General features: G+C 68.3%; 26 protein-coding genes. 19 read left to right on the forward strand and 7 right to left on the reverse strand.

Translation table 11 applies throughout. From position 1 onward, the window contains the following. Window positions 1-14 precede the first annotated feature (14 nt). Window positions 15-473, reverse strand: coding sequence for a GNAT family N-acetyltransferase (locus tag KIT53_RS04185; protein ID WP_297748125.1), 459 nt, complete (start codon window positions 471-473; stop codon window positions 15-17). A gap of 238 nt (window positions 474-711) precedes the next feature. Here KIT53_RS04185 and KIT53_RS04190 point away from each other — a divergent pair, with 238 nt between their 5' ends. From KIT53_RS04190 to KIT53_RS04200, 3 genes are all read left to right on the forward strand, one after another. Continuing rightward, a complete protein-coding gene (locus tag KIT53_RS04190; protein WP_297748128.1) occupies window positions 712-1,938 on the forward strand; it encodes an ABC transporter substrate-binding protein in 1,227 nt (408 codons plus the stop codon). 114 nt (window positions 1,939-2,052) lie between these two features. Beyond that, a complete protein-coding gene (locus tag KIT53_RS04195) occupies window positions 2,053-2,850 on the forward strand; it encodes an ABC transporter ATP-binding protein (protein ID WP_297748130.1) in 798 nt (265 codons plus the stop codon). Continuing rightward, on the forward strand, window positions 2,843-3,571 hold the full coding sequence (locus tag KIT53_RS04200; protein WP_297748133.1) for an ABC transporter ATP-binding protein: 729 nt from the start codon (window positions 2,843-2,845) through the stop codon (window positions 3,569-3,571). The genes KIT53_RS04195 and KIT53_RS04200 overlap by 8 nt, the downstream gene beginning before the upstream one ends. Here the strand turns inward: KIT53_RS04200 and KIT53_RS04205 are convergent. Next, on the reverse strand, window positions 3,568-4,410 hold the full coding sequence (locus tag KIT53_RS04205; protein WP_297748136.1) for an AraC family transcriptional regulator: 843 nt from the start codon (window positions 4,408-4,410) through the stop codon (window positions 3,568-3,570). The two genes, KIT53_RS04200 and KIT53_RS04205, sit on opposite strands and share 4 nt — an antisense overlap. A 25-nt stretch (window positions 4,411-4,435) precedes the next feature. Between KIT53_RS04205 and KIT53_RS04210 the strand changes: the two genes are divergently transcribed. Genes KIT53_RS04210 through KIT53_RS04235 form a run of 6 tightly spaced genes read left to right on the forward strand, consistent with a single transcriptional unit; the run spans window position 4,436 to window position 10,098 of the window. After that, on the forward strand, window positions 4,436-5,329 hold the full coding sequence (locus KIT53_RS04210; RefSeq protein WP_297748139.1) for a branched-chain amino acid ABC transporter permease: 894 nt from the start codon (window positions 4,436-4,438) through the stop codon (window positions 5,327-5,329). After that, entirely contained in the window at window positions 5,326-6,288 is a 963-nt protein-coding gene (locus KIT53_RS04215) for a branched-chain amino acid ABC transporter permease (RefSeq protein ID WP_297748141.1), read from the forward strand. Before KIT53_RS04210 ends, KIT53_RS04215 begins: the two co-directional genes overlap by 4 nt. A gap of 48 nt (window positions 6,289-6,336) precedes the next feature. Beyond that, the gene (locus KIT53_RS04220) at window positions 6,337-7,167 is read left to right on the forward strand and encodes a phosphoenolpyruvate hydrolase family protein (RefSeq protein ID WP_297748145.1); all 831 of its coding nucleotides are present in this window, start codon (window positions 6,337-6,339) and stop codon (window positions 7,165-7,167) included. Between the two features lie 29 nt (window positions 7,168-7,196). Continuing rightward, the gene (locus tag KIT53_RS04225; protein WP_297748148.1) at window positions 7,197-7,640 is read left to right on the forward strand and encodes an SRPBCC family protein; all 444 of its coding nucleotides are present in this window, start codon (window positions 7,197-7,199) and stop codon (window positions 7,638-7,640) included. Further along, window positions 7,637-8,854 (forward strand): Tm-1-like ATP-binding domain-containing protein, encoded by a 1,218-nt coding sequence (locus KIT53_RS04230; protein WP_297748151.1) that lies wholly within the window; start codon window positions 7,637-7,639, stop codon window positions 8,852-8,854. The genes KIT53_RS04225 and KIT53_RS04230 overlap by 4 nt, the downstream gene beginning before the upstream one ends. An 11-nt stretch (window positions 8,855-8,865) precedes the next feature. Then, a complete protein-coding gene (locus KIT53_RS04235; RefSeq protein ID WP_297748154.1) occupies window positions 8,866-10,098 on the forward strand; it encodes a tetratricopeptide repeat protein in 1,233 nt (410 codons plus the stop codon). A gap of 15 nt (window positions 10,099-10,113) precedes the next feature. On the opposite strand, the gene KIT53_RS04240 is transcribed toward KIT53_RS04235, so the two are convergent. Further along, the gene (locus KIT53_RS04240) at window positions 10,114-10,404 is read right to left on the reverse strand and encodes an AraC family transcriptional regulator (protein WP_297748157.1); all 291 of its coding nucleotides are present in this window, start codon (window positions 10,402-10,404) and stop codon (window positions 10,114-10,116) included. A 75-nt stretch (window positions 10,405-10,479) separates the two neighbouring features. Between KIT53_RS04240 and KIT53_RS04245 the strand changes: the two genes are divergently transcribed. The 8 genes from KIT53_RS04245 to KIT53_RS04280 all read left to right on the forward strand — a co-directional run bounded on the left by KIT53_RS04245 (window position 10,480) and on the right by KIT53_RS04280 (window position 15,779). Continuing rightward, window positions 10,480-10,833 (forward strand): YciI family protein, encoded by a 354-nt coding sequence (locus tag KIT53_RS04245; protein ID WP_297748160.1) that lies wholly within the window; start codon window positions 10,480-10,482, stop codon window positions 10,831-10,833. A 139-nt stretch (window positions 10,834-10,972) separates the two neighbouring features. Beyond that, on the forward strand, window positions 10,973-11,455 hold the full coding sequence (locus KIT53_RS04250) for a VOC family protein (protein WP_297748946.1): 483 nt from the start codon (window positions 10,973-10,975) through the stop codon (window positions 11,453-11,455). Window positions 11,456-11,492: 37 nt separating this feature from the next. Continuing rightward, window positions 11,493-11,888, forward strand: a complete 396-nt coding sequence (locus KIT53_RS04255; protein ID WP_297748163.1) for a VOC family protein — start codon at window positions 11,493-11,495, stop codon at window positions 11,886-11,888. A 32-nt stretch (window positions 11,889-11,920) separates the two neighbouring features. Further along, entirely contained in the window at window positions 11,921-12,352 is a 432-nt protein-coding gene (locus KIT53_RS04260; RefSeq protein WP_297748166.1) for a YciI family protein, read from the forward strand. A 14-nt stretch (window positions 12,353-12,366) separates the two neighbouring features. Next, window positions 12,367-12,810 carry an SRPBCC domain-containing protein gene (locus KIT53_RS04265; protein WP_297748169.1) on the forward strand — a complete coding sequence of 148 codons (444 nt, stop codon included), beginning with the start codon at window positions 12,367-12,369 and terminating at the stop codon, window positions 12,808-12,810. 20 nt (window positions 12,811-12,830) lie between these two features. Then, a complete protein-coding gene (locus tag KIT53_RS04270; RefSeq protein WP_297748172.1) occupies window positions 12,831-13,241 on the forward strand; it encodes a VOC family protein in 411 nt (136 codons plus the stop codon). 24 nt (window positions 13,242-13,265) lie between these two features. Then, the gene (locus KIT53_RS04275; RefSeq protein ID WP_297748175.1) at window positions 13,266-14,543 is read left to right on the forward strand and encodes an RNA polymerase sigma factor; all 1,278 of its coding nucleotides are present in this window, start codon (window positions 13,266-13,268) and stop codon (window positions 14,541-14,543) included. 81 nt (window positions 14,544-14,624) lie between these two features. Further along, complete coding sequence (locus KIT53_RS04280) at window positions 14,625-15,779, forward strand: NAD(P)/FAD-dependent oxidoreductase (protein ID WP_297748178.1); 1,155 nt, start codon at window positions 14,625-14,627, stop codon at window positions 15,777-15,779. 36 nt (window positions 15,780-15,815) lie between these two features. Here KIT53_RS04280 and KIT53_RS04285 read toward each other — a convergent pair whose 3' ends face one another. Further along, window positions 15,816-16,886 (reverse strand): AI-2E family transporter, encoded by a 1,071-nt coding sequence (locus KIT53_RS04285; RefSeq protein ID WP_297748181.1) that lies wholly within the window; start codon window positions 16,884-16,886, stop codon window positions 15,816-15,818. A gap of 36 nt (window positions 16,887-16,922) precedes the next feature. Further along, window positions 16,923-17,816 carry a LysR family transcriptional regulator gene (locus KIT53_RS04290; protein WP_297748185.1) on the reverse strand — a complete coding sequence of 298 codons (894 nt, stop codon included), beginning with the start codon at window positions 17,814-17,816 and terminating at the stop codon, window positions 16,923-16,925. Between the two features lie 133 nt (window positions 17,817-17,949). On the opposite strand from KIT53_RS04290, the gene KIT53_RS04295 reads away from it, so the two are divergent. Both KIT53_RS04295 and KIT53_RS04300 read left to right on the forward strand, forming a co-directional pair. After that, the gene (locus KIT53_RS04295) at window positions 17,950-18,768 is read left to right on the forward strand and encodes a class III extradiol ring-cleavage dioxygenase (RefSeq protein ID WP_297748188.1); all 819 of its coding nucleotides are present in this window, start codon (window positions 17,950-17,952) and stop codon (window positions 18,766-18,768) included. 7 nt (window positions 18,769-18,775) lie between these two features. After that, the gene (locus KIT53_RS04300; RefSeq protein WP_297748190.1) at window positions 18,776-19,234 is read left to right on the forward strand and encodes a hypothetical protein; all 459 of its coding nucleotides are present in this window, start codon (window positions 18,776-18,778) and stop codon (window positions 19,232-19,234) included. Between the two features lie 11 nt (window positions 19,235-19,245). Here the strand turns inward: KIT53_RS04300 and KIT53_RS04305 are convergent, their stop codons facing one another. Continuing rightward, a complete protein-coding gene (locus KIT53_RS04305; RefSeq protein ID WP_297748193.1) occupies window positions 19,246-19,977 on the reverse strand; it encodes a GntR family transcriptional regulator in 732 nt (243 codons plus the stop codon). Window positions 19,978-20,009: 32 nt separating this feature from the next. Then, the gene (locus KIT53_RS04310; protein WP_297748196.1) at window positions 20,010-20,672 is read right to left on the reverse strand and encodes an isochorismatase family cysteine hydrolase; all 663 of its coding nucleotides are present in this window, start codon (window positions 20,670-20,672) and stop codon (window positions 20,010-20,012) included.

Consider the following 20,672-nt stretch of genomic DNA (forward strand, 5'->3'; position numbering starts at 1 on the left):
GAGTGACCTCGGCATCAACGCAGGCGCAGCTGCATGAACACGCTGTTGGGATCCTCGATGTAGTCCGCGAACGGTCCGCGCGTCTCGAAACCATGGCTGGCATACAGCCTGCGAGCCGGCGCAAAGCCGGGCTGGCTTCCCGTCTCCAGGCGCAGCCATGCATAGCCGCGTTCGCGCGCCACCGCCACGATGTGCTCCAGCATCCGCCGACCGGCGCCCTGGCCGCGCCGCGCATCCGGCGTGCGCATGGACTTCACCTCGCCTTCCGTCGGACTCAACTCCTTCAGCGCGCCGCAGCCCATCAGCAGGCCGTCCTGCCACGCGGTCCAGAAGGTGATCTCCGGGCGCTGCAGCTTGGCGATGTCCAGCGCATGCACGCTTTCCGGCGGAGACCACTCGTACATGTTGCGCAGGTGCTCGTTGAGCAGGTCGAGGATCTCGGGGCCGGTGAGATCGTCTGGTCGGATGTCCATCGTCGGTGCCTGGCGTGTTGGGGGTCTGGGTGAAGCGTACCGCATCAAATGCACATAAATGCACATGGAAGGCGCCTGGAAGGCCGCCCGCATGCCGGCGGCCGGGCGGGCTTGGTCCAGGTGGATTTCGAGTATCTCCCTGTGGCTCCCACCCATGGTTTCGCGCTGACCCCGCTCCTAGCATTGGCCGGACTCGAACACCCGGTTCGGGGCTACAACCAATCAGGAGACAAAGAGCATGGATCTGAAACTGTGGGCAGCCGCGTCTGTTGTCGCCGCGGCGAGCGTGGGCGTGGCTCAGGCGCAAGGCAATCAGCCGCAAGGCAAGCTTTCCAATGACGTGTTGCGCATCGGTGTGTTGACGGACATCTCCGGTGTGTACGCCGATATCTCCGGCAAGGGTGCGGTGGAGGCCGTGAAGATGGCCGTGGAGGACTTTGGCGGCAAGATGTTCGGCAAGGACATCGAGGTGGTTTTTGCAGACCACCAGAACAAGGCGGACGTGGGGGCGGCCAAGGCGCGCGAGTGGTACGACGGCGGCGTGGACATGATCAACGACCTGGCCAACTCGGGCGTGGCCCTGGCGGTGGCGGGGGTGGCCAAAGAGAAGAAGCGCCACGCCATCGTGAACAACGCGTCCAACGTGGGCGTGACGAATGCGCAGTGCTCGCCCTACACGGTGCACTACGCCTACGACGCCTATTCCCTGGCCCACGGCACGGGCCGTGCGGTGGTGGAGGGCGGCGGCGACACCTGGTTCTTCCTGACGGTCGACTTCGCTTTCGGCATCGGCCTGGAGCAGCAGGTCAGCGATGTGGTGCGGGCCAACAAGGGCCGTGTGGTGGGCGCCGCGCGCCACCCGTTGGGCACGACGGACTTCTCTTCGTATGTGCTGCAGGCGCAAGCTTCCAAGGCCAAGATCGTCGGCCTGGCGTCCACCGGCAACGACACCATCAACGCGATCAAGGCGGCCAACGAGTTCGGCCTGACCAAGAACCAGAAGCTGGCGGCGCTGTTGCTGTGGATCCAGGACGTGCATGCGCTGGGGCTGCCCACCGCGCAGGGCCTGCAGCTCACCAACGCGTGGTACTGGGACATGAACGACGAGTCGCGGGCGTTCGCACGCCGCTTCCAGCAGCGCGTGGGAGGCCAGATGCCGAACATGGCGCATGCGGGTGACTATTCGTCCACCATGCACTACCTCAAGGCGGTGCAGGCCGCGGGCACGGACGACCCGGATGCCGTGTCGGCCAAGATGCGCGAGATGCCCATCAGCGACATGTTCACCAAGGCGGGCAAGATCCGCGAGGACGGCCGCATGGTGCACGACATGTACCTCTGGCAGGTGAAGACGCCGGCCGAGTCCAAGGGGCCTTGGGACTACCTCAAGCCGGTGAAGACCATTCCTGCGGACCAGGCCTTCATGCCGCTGTCGCAAAGCACCTGCTACCTGGTGAAGAAGTAGAGACTCCCCGCTGCTCGCTCACGGCGCGTGGCTCATGCCCCCCTGCGGGGGGCGGGCCGGCCGCTTCGGAGCGGCCGTGCGCAGCGGCCCCTCGTTTGTTGCCTTGTCTTCACCATGTCCCACATTCTTGAAACGCAGGGGCTCTCCCGCACCTTCAACGGGTTTCACGCCGTCTCGGACGTGAGCCTGTCGGTGCAGGAGGGCAGCATCCACGCTCTTATCGGGCCCAATGGGGCGGGCAAGACGACCTGTTTCAACCTGCTCACCCGCTTCATCGACGCGACCGCCGGCCGCATCCACTTCCAGGGCAAGGACATCACGCGCACGCCTGCCGATGCGGTGGCGCGCGGCGGGCTGGTGCGCTCGTTCCAGATATCGGCCGTGTTCGGGCAGTTGAGCGTGTTCGAGAACGTGCGTCTGGCGGTGCAGCGCCGCCGGGGCCATTCCCTGGACTGGTGGCGCAGCGACAAGGTCCTGGCGGCGTACGACGAGCGTACCCACGCTTTGCTGGCCGAGGCGGGCTTGTCCGAATGGGCCGACCACCTGGCGGGTGAGCTGCCCTACGGCCGCAAGCGCGCGCTGGAACTGGCCACCACCTTGGCGTTGGAGCCCCGCGTGCTGCTGCTGGACGAACCCATGGCCGGCATGGGCGCGGAAGACATTGCGCAGGCCGCCGCGCTCATCCGCCAGGCCGCGCGCGGGCGCACCGTGCTGATGGTGGAGCACAACCTTTCCGTGGTGGCCGACCTGTGCGACCGCATCACCGTGCTGGCGCGCGGCGAGGTGCTGGCCGAGGGCGACTACGCCACGGTGTCGAAGGACCCACGCGTGGTGGAGGCCTACCTGGGCTATGGTCACGCCGGTCAGCGCAAGCACCACAATCCCGTGGCGGTGGAGCCTGGACATGGCTGATGCGCGTCAAGCTGTTGCCACCGAGCCCTTGCTGACAGTGCAGGACCTGAAGGCTTGGTACGGACCGAGCCAGGCGCTGCACGGTGCCAACCTGTCGGTGCGCGAGGGGGAACTGATCACGTTGCTGGGGCGCAATGGTGCTGGCAAATCCACGCTGCTGAAGTCCATCATGGGCATGATGGACAAGCGCGAGGGATCGATTCGCTTCAGGGGCAAGGAACTGATCGGTCTCGCGCCGCACCACATCGGCCGGCTGGGCGTGGCCTTCTGCCCGGACGACCGGGGGATTTTTGCCTCGCTTTCCGTGCGCGAGAACCTGCGCCTGCCCCCCGTGGTGGCCGAGGGCGGCATGAACGAGGCGGAGCTCTACGAGCTGTTTCCCAACCTCGCGCAGCGTGCCGGGTCGGCGGGCACGCACCTCTCGGGCGGCGAGCAGCAGATGCTGGCGATTGCGCGCATCCTGCGAACAGGGGCTCGCGTGCTGCTGCTGGACGAACCCACAGAGGGCCTGGCTCCGGTCATCGTGGACCGCATTGGCGAACTCATCCGGCAACTCAAGAAGCGGGGCTACACCATTGTGTTGGTGGAGCAGAACGTGCATTTCGCCGCCGAGCTGGCGGACCGGCACTGCCTGATGGAGTCGGGCCGGATCACGGACACGTTCGACGCGGCCACGCTGCTGCGCGATTTCGACGCGATCACCGCGCGGATAGGGGTCTAGAGATGCCGCATCCTGTAGTCGGAAGGGCGGAACCCCGTCAAACGCTTGAAGGTGTTCGAGAACGCGAACGGATTCACGTAGCCCACGGCGTGCGCGATCGCCTCGATTTTCTCGGGGGTGGTGGCCAGCAGGTGCGCGGCGTGCGCAATGCGCAGCGTGGCCAGTTGCCTGCCGGGGCTGCGGCCCAGGTTCTTCTGGCACAGGCGGCGCAGATGTTCCTCGCTGGTGTTGGCCAGCGCCGCCAGGTCGGCCAGCGTCCAGTCGCGCGCAAGGTCGTTCTTCACCGCGTTCCACACCGGCACCAGGCGCGGCTCGCGTTGCAGCGGCTCCAGGATGCGCGCCACATAGCGTTCGATCACGTCCACCCACACGACGCAGGTGCCCGGGTCGGCCGCGCCCTCCATCTCGGCGGCCAGGCCCAGAATGGCGTTCTGCAGCACACGGCCGTCGAACGGGCTCATGGTGGGCGCCATGGCGCCGTCCACCGAGCGCACCGAATCGGGCTTGAAGCGCACCCAGGCCAGTTGCCAGCGCTTGCCCGGCACGCAGTGAAAGGCGTGCAGCACGTGGGCCGGCGCGAAGCTCACGCTGCCGGGCCTGTGGGTGTACCAGCGTCCATCGAGCAGGGTCTGGCCCTCGCCGCCCAGGCACACCTGCATGAAGGCGCCGCTCAGGTTGGTCCGCACCACCGTGTAGGGCGCGGCGGCGTCCACCACCGATACGTGGGCGATGTGGCGCGCGGCCAGCGCGTCGCACTGCTCCGCACGCACCACCGTCTGCGCGGTGTCATCACCCATCACCAGGGTTTCACGGGAGAGATCGGGATGTTTCGACGGCATGGCCTGCGCATCATAGGGACCGCACATGGTTGAGGTATTCGGTCTTCCCCTGCCTGTGCTGGCGGGGCAACTCATGCTGGGGCTGGTCAACGGCTGTTTCTACGCCGTGCTCAGCCTGGGCCTGGCGGTCATTTTCGGCCTGCTGCGCATCGTCAATTTTGCGCACGGGGCGTTCTTCATGGTGGGGGCTTTCGGCGCCTGGATGCTGCAGCACTACCTGGGCTGGGGCTACTGGGCGGCCATCGTGCTGGTGCCGCTGGCCGTGGGCGCGCTGGGCGGCTTGTTCGAGCGCAGCCTGCTGCGCCGTCTCTACGGCCTGGACCCGATCTACGGCCTGCTGCTCACCTTCGGCCTGGTGCTGGTGCTCGAAGGTGGCTTCCGCGTGGCCTACGGCACGTCAGGCCAGCCCTATCCGGTGCCCGACAGCCTCAAGGGGGTGTTCCATCTGGGTTTCATGGTGCTGCCCATCTACCGTGCCTGGGTCATCGTGGCCGCGCTGGCGGCCTGCGCGCTCACCTGGTGGCTGATCGAGCGCACCTCGCTGGGCGCACGCCTGCGCGCCGCCACGGAGAAGCCGCAGCTCACGCAGTCTTTCGGGGTGAACGTGCCGCTGCTGCTGACCTTTACCTATGCGGGCGGCATCGCGCTGGCGGCCTTCACCGGCGTGCTGGCCGCGCCCATCCTGCACGTGAACTCGGGCATGGGTTCCAACCTGGTCATCATCGTCTTCGCCATCGTGGTCATCGGCGGCATGGGCTCCGTGCTGGGTTCCATCGTCACCGCGCTGGGCATCGGCGTGATCGAAGGCCTGACCAAGGTCTTCTATTCGGAGGCGTCCACCACGGTGATCTTCGTGGTCATGGCGCTGGTGCTGCTGTTCCGCCCACGCGGCCTGTTCGGCAAGGAAGGTGCCGCATGACCCGCTCCCCACGCTCCGCCGCGCCCGCGGCAAAGGTATTCATGGCCCTGGTGGTCCTGGCGCTGCTCGTGGTGCCCTGGGCGCCGCAGGTGGTCTACCCGGTGTTCGTGATGAAGCTGCTGTGCATGGCGCTGTTCGCCTGCGCCTACAGCCTGCTGCTGGGCTTTGGCGGCATGATGTCCTTCGGCCATGCGGCCTTCTTCGGCAGCGCGGCCTACATGACCGGCCTGGCCGCCAAGCACTGGGGCCTGCCGCCCGAGCTGGCCCTGCTGTTCGGCACCGCGTCGGCGGCGCTGCTGGGTGCGGTGTTCGGTGCCCTGGCGATCCACCGCCAGGGCATTTACCTGGCCATGATCACGCTGGCTCTGGCGCAGATGGTGTACTTCATCTTCCTGCAGCTGCCGTTCACCGGCGCGGAAGACGGCATGCAGCAGATCCCGCGCGGCACGCTGCTGGGTTTCATCGACCTGCGCAGCGATTTCGCCATGTACCACCTGGTGCTCGTTCTCACGCTGGCCGGCTTGTGGCTCATCCACCGCGTGGTGCGTTCGCCCTTCGGCCATGTGGTGGTGGCCATCCGCGAACACGAGCCGCGCGCCCGTTCGCTGGGCTACCCGGTGGAACGCTACAAGCTCATGCTGTTCGTTCTCTCGGCCGCGCTCTCGGGTCTGGCGGGTTCCATGAAGGCGCTGGTGTTCCAGCTCGCCGCGCTGTCCGACGTGCACTGGCACCTCTCCGGCGACGTGGTGCTCATGGCGCTGCTGGGTGGCATGCACACCGTCTTCGGCCCGGCCATCGGTGCCGCGCTGGTGGTGGGGCTTCAGTACTACCTCGATGCGTTTGGCGGCTGGGTCACCCTGGTCACCGGCGTGATCTTCATGGTCTGCGTGCTGTCCTTCCGCAGCGGCATCGCCGGTGCCGTGGCGGCGCTGCGAACGCGTCCGCGCACGGGACCCTGACCTCTTCCTCGTACATACACATCCGCCTTCCATTTCAAGGAGACATACATGCCGCGTTTTGAACGCCAAGCCCTCATGGCGAAGTTCCAGGCCATGGTGAAGAACCGCCAGCCCATCATCGGCGGTGGCGCCGGCACCGGCATCTCGGCCAAGTGCGAGGAGGCCGCCGGCATCGACCTCATCGTCATCTACAACTCCGGCCGCTACCGCATGGCCGGGCGTGCCTCGTCGGCCGGCCTGCTGGCCTACGGCAACGCCAACGACATCGTGCTGGAGATGGCGGGCGAGGTGCTGCCGGTGGCGAAGAAGACGCCGGTGATCGCTGGCGTGAACGGCACCGACCCCTTCATCGTCATGCCCGTGTTTCTCAAGAAGCTCAAGGAGTTGGGGTTTTCCGGCGTGCAGAACTTTCCTACCGTGGGCATCATCGACGGCACCTTCCGCCAGAGCCTGGAGGAGACCGGCATCAACTACGCGACGGAGGTCGAGATGATCGCGCAGGCCCATGCCATCGATCTGCTGACCACGCCCTACGTGTTCTCGGCCGAGGAGGCCGTGGCCATGACGGAGGCCGGCGCCGATTTCGTGGTGCCGCACCTGGGCGTGACCACCGGCGGCACCATCGGCGCGACGTCGGCGAAGTCGCTCGCCGAATCGGTGGCGCTGATCGACGAATGGGGGGAGGCAGCGCGTAAGGTGCGCAAGGACGTGATCGTGATCGCGCATGGCGGCCCCATCTCCTCTCCGGAGGACGTGGACTACGTGTTCAAGCACAGCACGCATTGCAACGGCTTCTATGGTGCGAGCAGCATGGAGCGCCTGCCCACCGAGATCGCCATCAAGTCGCATGTGGAACGCTACAAGCACCTGACTTTCTGAAGACTGAAAACCAACGACAGGAGACACACATGGCCAGGGTATACGTGAGTGCGGTGATGAACGCCACGCTGGAGCAGGCGTGGGCCTACCTGCGCGACTTCGGCGCGCTGGGCAACTACCACCCTTTCTTCGAGAAGTCCTACATAGAAGACGGCAAGCCGGCCGACCAGATCGGCTGCGTGCGCCACTTCACCGTGCGCGAGGACGGCGGCTACCTGCGCGAGCAGTTGCTGGCGCTGTCCGACGACGAACACCGCTGCCGCTACAAGATCCTGCACATCGACGCGCCGTGGACGAACTACGTGGCCGAGATGCACCTGCTGCCGATCACCGAAGGCAACCGCTGCTTCGGCGAGTGGTGGGCGGAGTTCGACGTGCCGCCCGAGGAGGAGGCCGCCGCGCTCGAACGGGTCGCGGGCACCTTCCGCACCTTTTTCGAGTGCGTGAACGCCCATCACGAGCGGCGCTCATGAGCGCCACGCCACCCACCGCCTGGGTGGTGGGCACCTTCGACACCAAGGCCGCGGAGCTGAACTACCTCGCGGGGCTGCTGCGTGCGGCGGGGGCGCGCGTGGTCACGGTGGACATCGGCACGCGCAGCGCGCCGGGCGCGGCCGACATCGAAACCGGGGCCGTGGCCAGCCACCATCCACGTGGTGCGTCGGCCGTGTTCACACCGTCCGACCGGGGCGAGGCCGTGGTTGCCATGGGCGAGGCTCTGGCCGCGCTGGTTCGCCAGCGCCTGGCGGCCGGCGAGATCCAGGGCATGCTCGGCGTGGGCGGTTCGGGCGGCAGTTCCATGATCGCCCCGGCCATGCGCCTGCTGCCCATTGGCACGCCCAAGCTGCTGGTCTCCACCATGGCGGCGGGCGACGTGTCGGCCTATGTCGGCGTGGTGGACATGACGCTGATGTACCCGGTGACCGATATCGCCGGCCTCAACCGTCTCTCGCGCACCATCCTGGCCAATGCCGCGCACGCACTGGCCGGCATGCTGCTGCACCGTGTGCCGGCGGACCGCGCGCAGGACAAGCCCGCCATTGGCCTCACCATGTTTGGCGTCACGACGCCGTGCGTGCAGGCGGTTCGCGCACTGCTGGCCGATGACTTCGATGCGCAGGTGTTCCACGCCAACGGCGCAGGCGGGCGCACGCTGGAGGCGCTGGCAGCGGCGGGCATGCTGAGCGCGGTGGTGGATGTGACCACCACCGAGATCGGCCAGCATCTCGCGGGTGGCGTATGCGATGCCGGGCCGGACCGGCTGGACTGTGCCGCGCGCCATGGCCTGCCCTGGGTCGGCTCGGTGGGCGCGCTGGACATGATCAACTGGGGCGCACCGTCGACGATTCCCGCGCGCCACCAGGGACGCACTTTCCATGTGCACAACGCCAACGTGACGCTCATGCGCAGCAACGCGCCGGAGTTGCGGGCCTCGGCCCTGCGCATCGCCGAACAGCTCAATAGGGCCAGCGGTCCGGTGCGGCTGCTGCTGCCCGAGGGCGGCCTGTCGATGATCGACGCGCCAGGCCAGCCGTTTCACGATCCCGAGGCCGATGCGGTGCTGTTCGACACGCTCGAAGGCGCCTTTGCCGCCAGCGAGTCGCATCGGCTGATCCGGTTGCCGCTCCACATCAACGACCCGGCCTTCGCGGCCGCGGTGGCCGAACAGGTGAGGGCGGTGGTGTAAGGTGCGGGGCCATGACCGACACCGACACCCTCGAACGCGCCCGCGGCCATTTCTTCGACGGCAACACGCACTTTGAAGCGGGGCGCCTGGCCGAGGCGCGCCACAGCTACCAGCAAGCCCTCGCGCTGGTGCCCGGCCGGCCCTCGGTGCTGGCCAACCTGGGGGTGACCGAGTGCCGCATGGGTCTGTGGGACGAGGCCGTCGCGCACCTCGCGCCGGCCACGGTGGCGGACCCGGCGCACCGAGACGCCTGGGTGGCGCTGGGGCTTTCGCATGAGGCGCTGGGGCATTGGCAGGCGGCGGTGGACGCCCTTCGCGAGGGCCTGCACCTGGGCGCCGGCACGCCACAGCTCTGGCTGTCCCTGGCGCTGTGCCAACTGCACCTGGAACAGCCAGCGCCGGCGCTGGCTTCGCTGGACCAGGCGCTGGCGCTCGATCCCACACTGGGCGAAGCCTGGAGCCAGCGCGGCGGCCTGCTGCGCGACGCGGGTCGCTTCGACGAGGCGGCGCGCTGTTTCGAGCAGGCACTGACGCATGGCGCCGATGCCGATCTCAACCGTTTCTACCTCGCCTCGGTTCGTGCATCGGGCGCCGGAGGCATTGACGAGGGTGTGCCGCCGCAGCCGCCACGCGCTTACGTGGAGAGCCTGTTCAACGAATACGCCGGCGATTTCCAGACCCACCTGGTCGAACAGCTCAACTACCAGGCCCACCGCACCCTGCTGGCGCCCCTGCGCGAATCGGGCCGCCACTTCCCCCTCGTGCTGGACCTGGGCTGCGGCACCGGCCTGTGCGGACAGATCATCCGCGACCGCGCCGATGCCGTGGACGGCGTGGACCTGGCCGAGGCCATGGTTGCACGGGCCCGCCAGGGCGGCGCCTACCGACGCGTGGTGCATGGGGACCTGCTGGGCTTTCTGCGCGAACAGGCCGAGCCGGTGGACCTGGTGATCGCCGCCGACGTGTTCATCTACGTGGGTGCGCTCGACGAGGTGTTCGCCGCCGTTCGCTCATGCCTGCGGCCCGGTGGCGCATTGGCCTTCTCGGTCGAACTCGCCAGCGGTGAGCCGGGCCTGCAGTTGCGGCCCAGCCTGCGCTACGCCCACACCCCCGCCTATGTGGCGCATCTCGCCCAGGCCCATGGCTTTCAGGTGCGCCAGCAATGGCAGGCACCGCTGCGCGAAGACCAGCGCCAGCCGGTCATGGGCTTGTATGTCTGGCTGGAACCCGCGTTGGCGGCCTGAGCGCGGGACAGCCGCTCAGCCGCCTGCGCGCCGCGCCACCCAGTAGGTGGCCCCTTGCGTCCCGTAGCGTTCGGCGTGGAGCACGTTGCGTTCGATCTCGAAGGTGTCGCCCGGACGCAGCTGCCGCGTCAGGTCGCCCACGGTGAGCCACATCTCGCCCCGGGTGACGATGGCCTTGGCGTCGAAGGGATGGCTGTGCATGTCCACCAGGGTGAGCGGCGCCCAGTCGCGCTCCAGCGCCTCGTCGTAGCCTTCCATCAGGGCCTGCAGGCGGAAGGCTTCGAAAGAGGTGGTGCTGGTGCTCATGCAAGGCATTGTGGGCGTTTGCTCCGGCGGGTCAAGCGTTAGCATGTCGAACCTTCGTAAGACGAAAGAATGCCCATGTCCCACATGCTTCTGATCATCGAACCCACCGGCCAGCGCGCCACGCGCACGGAGGCGCAAGGGCGCGAGGTGTACGCGCGCATGCAGCGCTTTGGGGAATCCCTGCAGGCGCGCGGCAAGCTGCTGGCTGTGGAGTCTCTGGCGTCCCAGGACCGTGCCGTGCGCGTGCAGGGGGGTGGGGCCAAGGCCCAGGTGGTGGACGGCCCATTCGCGGAGGCCAAGGAAATGGTGGGCGGCTTCTTCCTCCTGAAATGCGACAGCATGGAAGAGGCGGTGGCGATCGCCCGGGAATGCCCCGCCGCGGAATGGGCGACGGTGGAGGTTCGGGCGGTAGCGCCCTGTTACGAGTGATGCGTTTCGCAGGGCTTGTTCACACTGTTTTTCCAGGTGTGAGTGGGTGAACAGGCCCTGGCGCCGCTGTATTTTTTCGGGCCTTGTCGAAAAGCGCCGACCTGGTTCGTCGTACCGGTTGAAACCCCATCAACAGGAGATCACGATGACCAGCCGCATTCAGACCTGCCTCTGGTTCGACCGCCACGCCGAGGAAGCCGCCCGCTTCTACGTGTCGGTGTTTCCGAACTCGCGCATCGGCGCCATCACCCGCTACGGTCCCGGCAACCACCTGCCCGAGGGCACGGTGCTCACGGTCGACTTCGAGCTCGATGGCCAGCCCCACACCGCCCTCAACGGCGGCATGCCCATGGCCTTTTCTCCGGCCACGTCCCTGGTGGTGCGTTGCCGAACCCAGGCCGAGGTGGACCACTACTGGCAGGCCTTGTCCGCCGTGCCGGACCAGGAGCGCTGCGGCTGGCTGCAGGACCGCTATGGCCTGTCCTGGCAGATCGTGCCGGAGCAGGTCATGGCGATGCTGCAGCACCCGGACGCGGCGCGCCGCCAGCGTGTGACCGAGGCGCTCAGGACCATGGGCAAGCTGGACATCGCCGCCCTGGAGCGCGCCTTTGAACCGGCCTGACCCTTTTTCGCCCACCCAGCAACCCCAGGAGCCTTTCATGATGAATCCGGTCGTGCACTTTGAGATGCCCTATCGCGATGCGCACCGCGCCTCGCGCTTCTACACCCAGGCCTTTGGCTGGCGCTGCGAGCTGCTGGGCGAGGAAATGGGCGCCTACGTGCTGCTCACCACAGCGCTGACCGATGCCAAACCCGGCGCACCAGCGGGGGCCATCGGCGGTGGCATGTTCCCCTTCAAGCCCGACTGGCCCATGCAGCATCCCTCGGTGGTGATCGGCGTGGAAGACATCCAGGCGGCGATGACCCGCGTGCGCGATGCCGGTGGGCGGGTGCTGGGTGAACCGATGGCGATTCCCGGTGTGGGTGACTATGTGGCCTTCGTCGACACCGAAGGCAACCGCCACGCCATGCTCCATCCCAAGGCCATGCCTTGATGTGTTTCTGAACAACCACCCGGAGGACCCCCATGCGATTCATGATCCTTGTCAAATCCTGCGACGCGTTCGAGGCCGAGACCGGACCGACCTCGGACGACCAGGAACTGATGACCGAGATGGTGCGCTACCACGAGGAACTGGCGCGCGCCGGCGTGCTGCTGGACGGCTCGGGCCTGCAGCCCAGCCGCAAGGGCTGGCGCGTGCACTACGCCGCCGACGGCAGCAAGCGCATCGTCGACGGCCCGTTCGCCGAGGCCAAGGAACTGGTGGCCGGCTACACCGTGATCCAGGTGCGCACGCGCGAAGAAGCGATGGAGTGGAGCCGGCGCTTTCCCAACCCCGCTGGTCGCGGCAAGGAGGCCGTGATCGAACTTCGCCAGCTCTATGAACTGGACGATTTCCCTCCTGGCGAGCCGCTGGAGGATTTCAAGCGGCTCGATGCCCGCAACCGGCAGAACTGAATCAGGAGCCTGGCATGCAGACCCAACATTTCGAGATCCACATCCAGGCACCACGCGAGCGCGTGTGGGCCGTCATGCTGCAGTCCCCCACCTATGAGCGGTGGACGCGCGTCTTCTGCGAAGGTTCGCGCTACGAGGGGTCCTGGCAGCAGGGCGAGAAGATCCGTTTCCTGGGGCCGGACGGCCAGGGCATGGTGTCGGAGATCGCCGAGCACCGGCCCGCCGAGTTCGTGTCCATCCGCCACCTGGGCCTCATCGAGAAGGGCCGGGAGGACACCACCAGCGAGGCCGTGCGCGCCTGGGCTCCCTGCTACGAGAACTACACCTTCACCGACGAGGCCGGTGGCACCCGCCTGAAGGTCGCCGCCGATGTGTTCGGCGGCTACGAGGAAATGATGGCCAGTACCTGGCCGCGTGCGCTCGACGCGCTCAAGTCCCTGTGCGAAAGCGCAGCCTGAACCCCTACGGGAGAACCACCATGTTCAGAGAAATCTTCGTCAACCTGCCCATCCACGACATGGCCCGCTCGCAGGCTTTCTTCAAGGCCCTGGGCCTGAAGTTCAACCCGCAGTTCACGAATGAGCAAGGGGCCTGCCTGGAGATCGGTCCGAACTTCTACGCCATGCTGTTGATCGAGCCCTTCTTCCAGGGCTTCACCAAGCTGCCCATCTCGGACGCGAAGAAGGCCACCGAGGTGCTGATCGCACTGTCCTGCGACAGCCGGGCCGAGGTGGACGAGGTCGTGGCCAGGGCGGTGGGGGCGGGCGGCACCACGCCCAATGCCCCCGTGGACCACGGCTTCATGTACCAGCACGGCTTTGCCGACCTCGACGGCCATCAGTGGGAGGTGTTCTGGATGGACATGGCGGCAGCCCCCGCCCAGATGTGAGCGCGCCGCGGTAGATTCCGGCGCATGCACTCCAGTGTCCACCACAGCATCGCCACGGTGTGGCGCCTTGAATCCGCGAGCGTCACCGCGGCCGTGGCCCGCATGGTGCGAGACATCGGCGTGGCCGAGGAACTCGCTCAGGACGCGCTGGTGGCCGCGCTGGAACACTGGCCGACCGAAGGCATGCCCGACAACCCCGGTGCCTGGCTCATGACCACCGCGAAGCGCCGCGCGCTGGACCACATCCGCCACCGGGACATGGCCCAGGCGCGGCACGAGGACATCGCGGCCGACATGGAGGCACTGGGTGCGACCCACGTGCCCGACTTCGTCGACGCGCTCGACGAGGCCCGCCAGGACGACATCGGCGACGACCTGCTGCGCCTGATTTTCACCGCCTGCCATCCGGTGCTCTCCACCGACGCGCGCGTGGCGCTCACGCTCAAGCTGCTGGGCGGCCTCACCACCCATGAGATTGCGCGCGCCTACCTGGTGCCCGAAGCCACGGTGGCCCAGCGCATCGTGCGCGCCAAGCGCACGCTGGGCGACGCCGGCGTGCCTTTCGAGGTCCCGCGCGGTGACGCCCTGGCCGAGCGCCTGGCCTCGGTGCTGGAGGTGGTCTACCTGGTGTTCAACGAAGGCTATACCGCAACCACCGGCGGCGACTGGATGCGCCCCGCGCTGTGCGACGAAGCGCTGCGGCTGGGCCGCATGCTGGCGGGCATCGCGCCACGCGAACCCGAGGTGCAAGGCCTGCTGGCGCTGATGGAAATCCAGGCCTCGCGCACGGCCGCCCGCACCAACGCCCAGGGCCGCCCGGTGCTGCTGGCCGAGCAGGACCGCAGCCGCTGGGACGTGCTGCTCATCCGGCGCGGCCTGGAGGCGCTGGAACGGGCCAACCTGCTCACCGATGTGCCCGGCCCCTACCACCTGCAGGCCGCCATCGCCGCCTGCCATGCGCGCGCCCTGCGAGCGCAGGACACCGACTGGTCTCGCATCGCGGCCTTGTACGGAGAACTGGTCCGCGTCATGCCCTCGCCGGTGGTGGAACTCAACCGCGCGGTGGCGGTGTCCATGGATGCGGGACCGGCCGCTGCCCTGGTGCTGGTGGACGCGCTGCGCGAACACAAGGCCCTGCGCCAGTACCACTGGCTGCCCAGCGTGCGCGGGGACCTGTTGCAGAGGCTGGGCCGGCATGCGGAGGCCCGGGCCGAGTTCGAGCGTGCGGCGAGCCTGGCAGGCAATGAACGCGAGAAGGCGTTTCTGCTGGAGCGCGCCAATGCATTGCGCAGCATGACCTGAATCGCCGGTCGCGTACCTTCGGTGAAACCCCCATGGTGGCGTGGGGAGGCGCCCGCCACACTGGTTGAAAACAAGGTCCGCATGAACGCCGCCTCCGAGCCTCTCATTCCCCTGGATGTCCTGGTCATCGGCGCGGGGCCGGCCGGACTGGCCACCGCCGCCAGCCTCGTTCCACTGGGCCTGGAGGTCCGCGTGATCGACCGCGCGCTGGAGATCGCCGCGTCCTGGCGACACCACTACGAGCGCCTGCACCTGCACACCGTCAAGACGCACTCGGCGCTGCCCGGCATGCCGTTTCCCGACAGCGCGCCGCGCTACGTGCCGCGCCAGGGCGTGGTGGACTATCTGGTGGCCTATGCGCGGCACCACGGCATCCGCCCCGAACTGGGCCGTGAGGTGCTGGCCATCGAACCCTCGGCCCCAGGCTCCGCGGCGCGCTGGACCGCCCGGCTGGCCGACGGCACACGCATCCTGGCGCGCCATGTGGTGGTGGCCACCGGCGCCAACCGGCGCCCGCGCATGCCTGCATTGCCAGGGCAGGAAGATTTTGGCGGACGCATCCTGCACAGCCGGGTCTACCGCAACGCGGGGCCGTTCCGCGGCCAGCGCGTGCTGGTGGTGGGCATGGGCAACACCGGCGCGGAAATCGCGCTGGACCTGGCGGAGCAAGGCGTCCGCACGGCACTGTCGGTGCGCTCCCCGGTCAACATCGTGCACCGGGATGTGCTGGGCCGGCCCACGCAGCTTTCCAGCATCGCGCTGAGCCGGTTGCCCACGGCCTGGGGCGACGCGCTGGCCACCCTGTTGCGCAACATCACGGTGGGCGATCTCAGCCGCTACGGCCTGCAGACACCCACGCAGTCACCGCTGCAGCAACTGCGCGAATCCGGGCGCACGCCGGTGATCGATGTCGGCACCGTGCGGCGCATCCAGCGTGGCGAGATACAGGTTTACCCCGGCATCCAGGCGCTCACGGCCGGTGGCGTGCGCTTCGTCGATGGCAGCGAACACCCCTTCGACACCCTGCTGCTGGCCACCGGCTACGAGGCCGCGCTGCGCGAACTGTTTCCCCGCACGCCGCTGCCGCTGGACGAACGCGGCATGCCGCCCGGCGTGGTCGGCGAGGGCGCGCTGTCGGGCGTGTTCTTCGTCGGCTTCGATGTGCGCCAGCCCGGGGGGCTGCTGCGCTCCATCGGCCCGCAGGCGCGGGCGGTGGCCGCGCAGTTGGGCATCTAGGGCCTGTTCACCCCATTCGCACCTGGAAAAACAGGGTCAGGTCGTGGAGGGCGGCCGGGCTTCGATGCTGTGCAGCCACTCCCGCCAGATGGCCACCAGCAAGGCCATCAGCACGGGCCCCACGAACAGGCCGACGAAGCCCATGGTCTTGACGCCACCGACCAGGCCGAAGAAGGTGGGCAGAAAGGGCAGCTTGACCGGTCCGCCCACCAGGCGCGGGCGCAGGGTCTTGTCGACGATGAACAGTTCTACCGAACCCCAGATGAACAGGGCCACGCCCGCGGCGGCGTGGCCGGAGCCCACCAGGTAGAGCGACACCAGGGTAAAGGACAGCGGTGCGCCGCCTGGGATCAGCGCCATGAACCCGGTGACCACGCCCAGCAGCACGGGCGAGGGCACCCCTGCGACCCAGTAGGCCACGCCCAGCACCACGCCTTCGCCCACCGCGATCAGGCCCATGCCGATCACGGTGGCGCTCACGGTGGCCGGCACCACGCGCGAGAAGCGCTGCCAGCGCTGGTGCAGCACGCGCTCGCCGACGACGTCGATCTGCCCCGCGATGCGGCTGCCGTCCTTGTAGACGAAGAACAGCGTGATGAGGATGAACAGCCCGGTCAGGGCGAGGTTGAAGACGTTGCCGGTGGCGGCCAGGACCCAGCGGTAGATGTTGCCGATGTGCTGTCCGCTGAGGATCTGTATCCACTCGCCCAGTGCGCCGGGTTCGCCCAGGTGGTCGCGCCAGTAGACCGCCAGTTGCGCGCCCACCAGCGGCAGCGCCTCGATCCAGGGCGGCACCGGGGCGCCGTGGCGGTTGGCGTCGAGCAACCAGTTCACCAGGATGGAGGCTTCCTGCAGCGCGTAGTGCAAGGCCAGTATGAGCGGCACCACGAGGACCCCCATCACCACCACCAGGGCCAGGCTGGCGGCCAGCGTGGTGCTGCCATTGCAGCGCGCCACCAGACGCTGGTAGAGCGGCCAGCTCGCAAAGCCCACGATGAGCGCGGCCAGTACCGGGACGACGAAACCGCGGAAGAAGTAGACCCCGGCGGCGAGCACCAGGAACAGCAGGACGCGGGCAATGAGCGAAATGGGCATCACAGGGGGCATCGGGAAATTCTGACAGATGGACCCGGCAGGGCCGTGTCAGTTCACCGGCTGGCGCAGGGAACGCTCCAGATGGTCGATCAGCAGGCGGACCTTGGGTGACACATGCTTGCGGCTCGGGTACACCGCGTGGATGCCCAGTTCGGGACAGCGGTAGTCCGGCAGCAGCGCCACCAGCGTGCCCGCGCGCAGATCGTCCTCCACCAGAAAGGCGGGCTGCATGATCACACCCGCGTGGCGCAGCGCCGCCGCGCGGCAGGTGTCGCCGCTGTTGGTGCGCAGGCGTGGCTCCACCTTCACCGAGGCCGGTCCCCCTGGCCCTTCGAAAGACCAGGTGTCGCCCATGGAGAGCAGGCTGTAGGCCACCACACTGTGCCGCGCCAGGTCGGCCGGCTCGCGCGGCCGGCCGTGGCGGCGCAGGTAGGCGGGCGAGGCACAGACCACCATGCGCGTGGTGGCCAACTGCCGGCTCACCAGGGAGGACGCCGGCAGGCGCGCGATGCGCACCGCGAGGTCGAAGCCTTCCTCCACCAGGTCGACCATGCGGTCGGAGAGCACCACGTCGAGCTTCACACGCGGATGGCGGGCCAGGAAGCCCGGCCACAGAGGCGCCAGGCGCAGCAGGCCGAAACTCACGGGTGCACTCACCTTGAGCAACCCGGTGGCCTCGCCGCTGCGCGAGGTGATCTCGGCTTCGGCCTCGGCCACGCCGGCCAGCAGTTCCTTGCAGCGCGCGTGGAACACCTCGCCCTCGGCGGTCAGCGAGAGGCGGCGCGTCGTCCGGTGCAGCAGCCTCACGCCCAGGCGCGTCTCCAGATCGGCCACCAGGCGCGAGACCACCGGGCGGGAGAGCGCCAGCGCATCGGCCGCGCCGACGAAGCTGCCGGCATCGACCACCGCGGAGAACACGCTCATTTCCTGGAAACGGTCCATTTGTTCTGATTTTTGGAACAGTTCATGAAGAATATCGGAGTTTATCTTTGATATCGGGACATATACAGTGCCTCCATGCACCGTGCGGGGTGGGCTGTTCCCTCTGCGGCGGTGTGCTGAAAGGACCTCGACCATGAACACGCTGCCCAGCCTCTTTGTTTCCCACGGCGCACCCAGCTACGCGCTGGAGCCCGGCCTGGCCGGCGCCCAACTCGGGGCGCTGGGGCGGGCCCTGCCGCGCCCGCGCGCGGTGCTGGTGGTCTCGCCGCACTGGATGACGCACCAGGCGGCCGTGGCCACCTCGCCCCGGCCGGCCACCATCCACGACTTTGGGGGCTTCGCGCCCGCGCTCTACGACCTGGCCTACCCCGCGCCCGGCGAGCCGGCGCTGGCCGGGCGTGCCCTGGCCCTGTTGCAGGCCGAAGGCTGGAACGCGCGTGCCGATGCGCAGCGCGGCCTGGACCATGGCGCCTGGGTGCCGCTGATGCACCTGTTCCCGCAGGCCGACGTGCCAGCCTTCCAGGTGTCCCTGCCGGCGCGTCTGCAGGCGCAGGCCGCGTTCGACTTCGGCCGCGCGCTCGCGCCGCTGGCGGCCGAAGGCGTGCTCATCGTTGGCTCGGGCAGCCTCACGCACAACCTCTACGAGTTCCGCGAGCACCACGCCGGCGAAGCGGGTTATGCCGTGGCCTTTACCGAATGGGTGCGCGAAGCCGTGCAGACAGGCGACGTGGCGCGTCTGGTGCACACGCTGGAGCGTGCGCCCCATGCGCAGCGCGCCCACCCCACCGCCGAGCACTTCCTGCCGTTGCTGGTGGCCCTGGGTGCCGCGCCCGCCGCGCTGCCGGCCACGGTGCTGCCGGGCGGCGTCGTGCATGGCGTGCTGTCCATGGAGTCCTACGTCTTTGGCGAGGCCATCGCGCTGGAGCCGGTGGCCGCGCTGGAGACCGCCTGAGGATGGCGTGACCGTCCTCCTGCACATTGGCGAGCGCGAGACGCGCCTGTCGTTGCCCGGTGAGGCGCCGTTCGTGCTGGCCATCGGCACGCTGCGGCCGGGGGCCATGCCGTGGCGGCAGGACCCGCCTTCGGCGCCGGCACTGGAGAGCGCGATCGCCGACGTCGAGGACCAGGTGATGCCGCTGCTTCGCCGGTTGCCCGCGGGTGCCGACCTGCACAGCGCGGACCGCGAGGCGCACGCGCTGCTGGCCTGGGCCGGCCTGGGCAACGGAGAGGGCGCGCAGACGCTGCCGATCGACGATGTGGAGCGTGCCTTCAACGAGCTCGCGGCCATCTCGCTGGGGCGCCCGGCGGCCTCGTCCAGCCTGCCGGTGGGGGGCGCGTTCACCGCCTACGTGCTGATCCTGCGGGAATGCATGCACCACCTCGGTTTTCGCACGCTCACCGTGGCGGGTCCGGTCTGAGGGGGCTCCACTCAGGCCGGCGGCGCCACCTGTTGCGCCAGGTAGACCTGGTGCAGCGTGATCTTGCGCACCTCGACCTGGCTGGCCTGGATGTGCGAGCGCAGCAGCAGGTCGGCGCGGTCGGCCTTGCGCGCGAGGATGGCGCGCAGGATCTTGGCGTGTTCTTCGTAGGTGGCGTCGATGCGCATCTGCTTGAGGAAGTCCAGCCGGCGGATGATGCGGATGCGCTCGGTGACCTCGTGGTGCACGCGCGCCAGCTCCGCGTTGCCGGCCGCGCGCACCAGCGTCTCGTGAAAGGCCTCGTCCCAGGCCGCCACCTGGGTGGGGTCGTTGCTGCGCTCGGCCACCGGAACCAGCCAGCGGTCCTTGAGTTCCTGCAGCAGCGTTTCCGCCGTGCCCACGTCCTGCTGGCACAGGCGCTGCACAGCCGTGGTCTCCAGCACCATGCGCAGGTCGTAGAGCTGGTCGAACTTGTCGAAGTCGAACGGCAGCACGCGCCAGCCGCTGCGGAACATCACCTCGACCAGGCCCTCCTGCTGCAGGCGGAACAGGGCCTGGCGCACCGGCGTGCGCGAGACCTCCAGCCGCGCGCAGAGCTCGTGTTCGGTGAAGCGGTCGCCGGGCACCAGCCGGAAGTCGGCGATGTCGCGCTTGAGTTGCTCGTACACCTCGTTGGCGCGAGAGCGGTGGGCGGTGGCCAGCGTTTCGCTGCTGGCAGGTCGGCGGGGGGACGTCTTGTGCACGGGGAAACTCTATCGCATCGTCGTCGGTGGCATCAGGCCTGCAGCGCCGCCAGCAGTGGCGCGCTCGGCGCGGTCCAGCCGACGATGGCACCCTGCGCACGGATCATCTCCAGCGCGGCGGCCTTGAAATGGGGGAAATAGCTCTCGGTACAGTCTTCCAGCAGCAGGCAGTCGTAGCCCCGGTCGTTGGCCTCGCGCATGCTGGTCTGCACGCAGACCTCGGTGGTCACGCCCATGAACAGCAGGTGGGTGATGCCAGCGCCCTGGAGCAGTGCGTGCAGGGGCGTGGCATGAAAAGCCCCTTTGCCCGGCTTGTCCAGCACGATCTCACCGTCCACGGGCGCCAGTGCCGGGATGATCTGGTTGCCCGGCTCCCCCGTCACCAGGATGCGGCCCATGGGCCCGGCATCGCCGATGCGCAGCGTCGGGTTGCCGCGCAGGCGCTTGGCTGGCGGACAGTCGGAGAGGTCCGGTGCGTGCGCTTCGCGTGTGTGCACCACCAGGCCGCCCGCGCGGCGCCAGGCCGACAGCACGGCCTTGCAGGCCGGCACGATGGCCTCCAGCAGTGCCACGTCGTTGCCCAGCGTCTCGCCGAAGCCGCCGGGTTCGATGAAGTCGCGCTGCATGTCAATGATGACCAGCGCGGTGCGGGCCACGTCAAAGCTGTACGGGAAAGGTTGGGCGTCGATGTGCAT

Source organism: Hydrogenophaga sp. (assembly GCF_026125785.1).
Lineage (GTDB): Bacteria > Pseudomonadota > Gammaproteobacteria > Burkholderiales > Burkholderiaceae_C > Hydrogenophaga.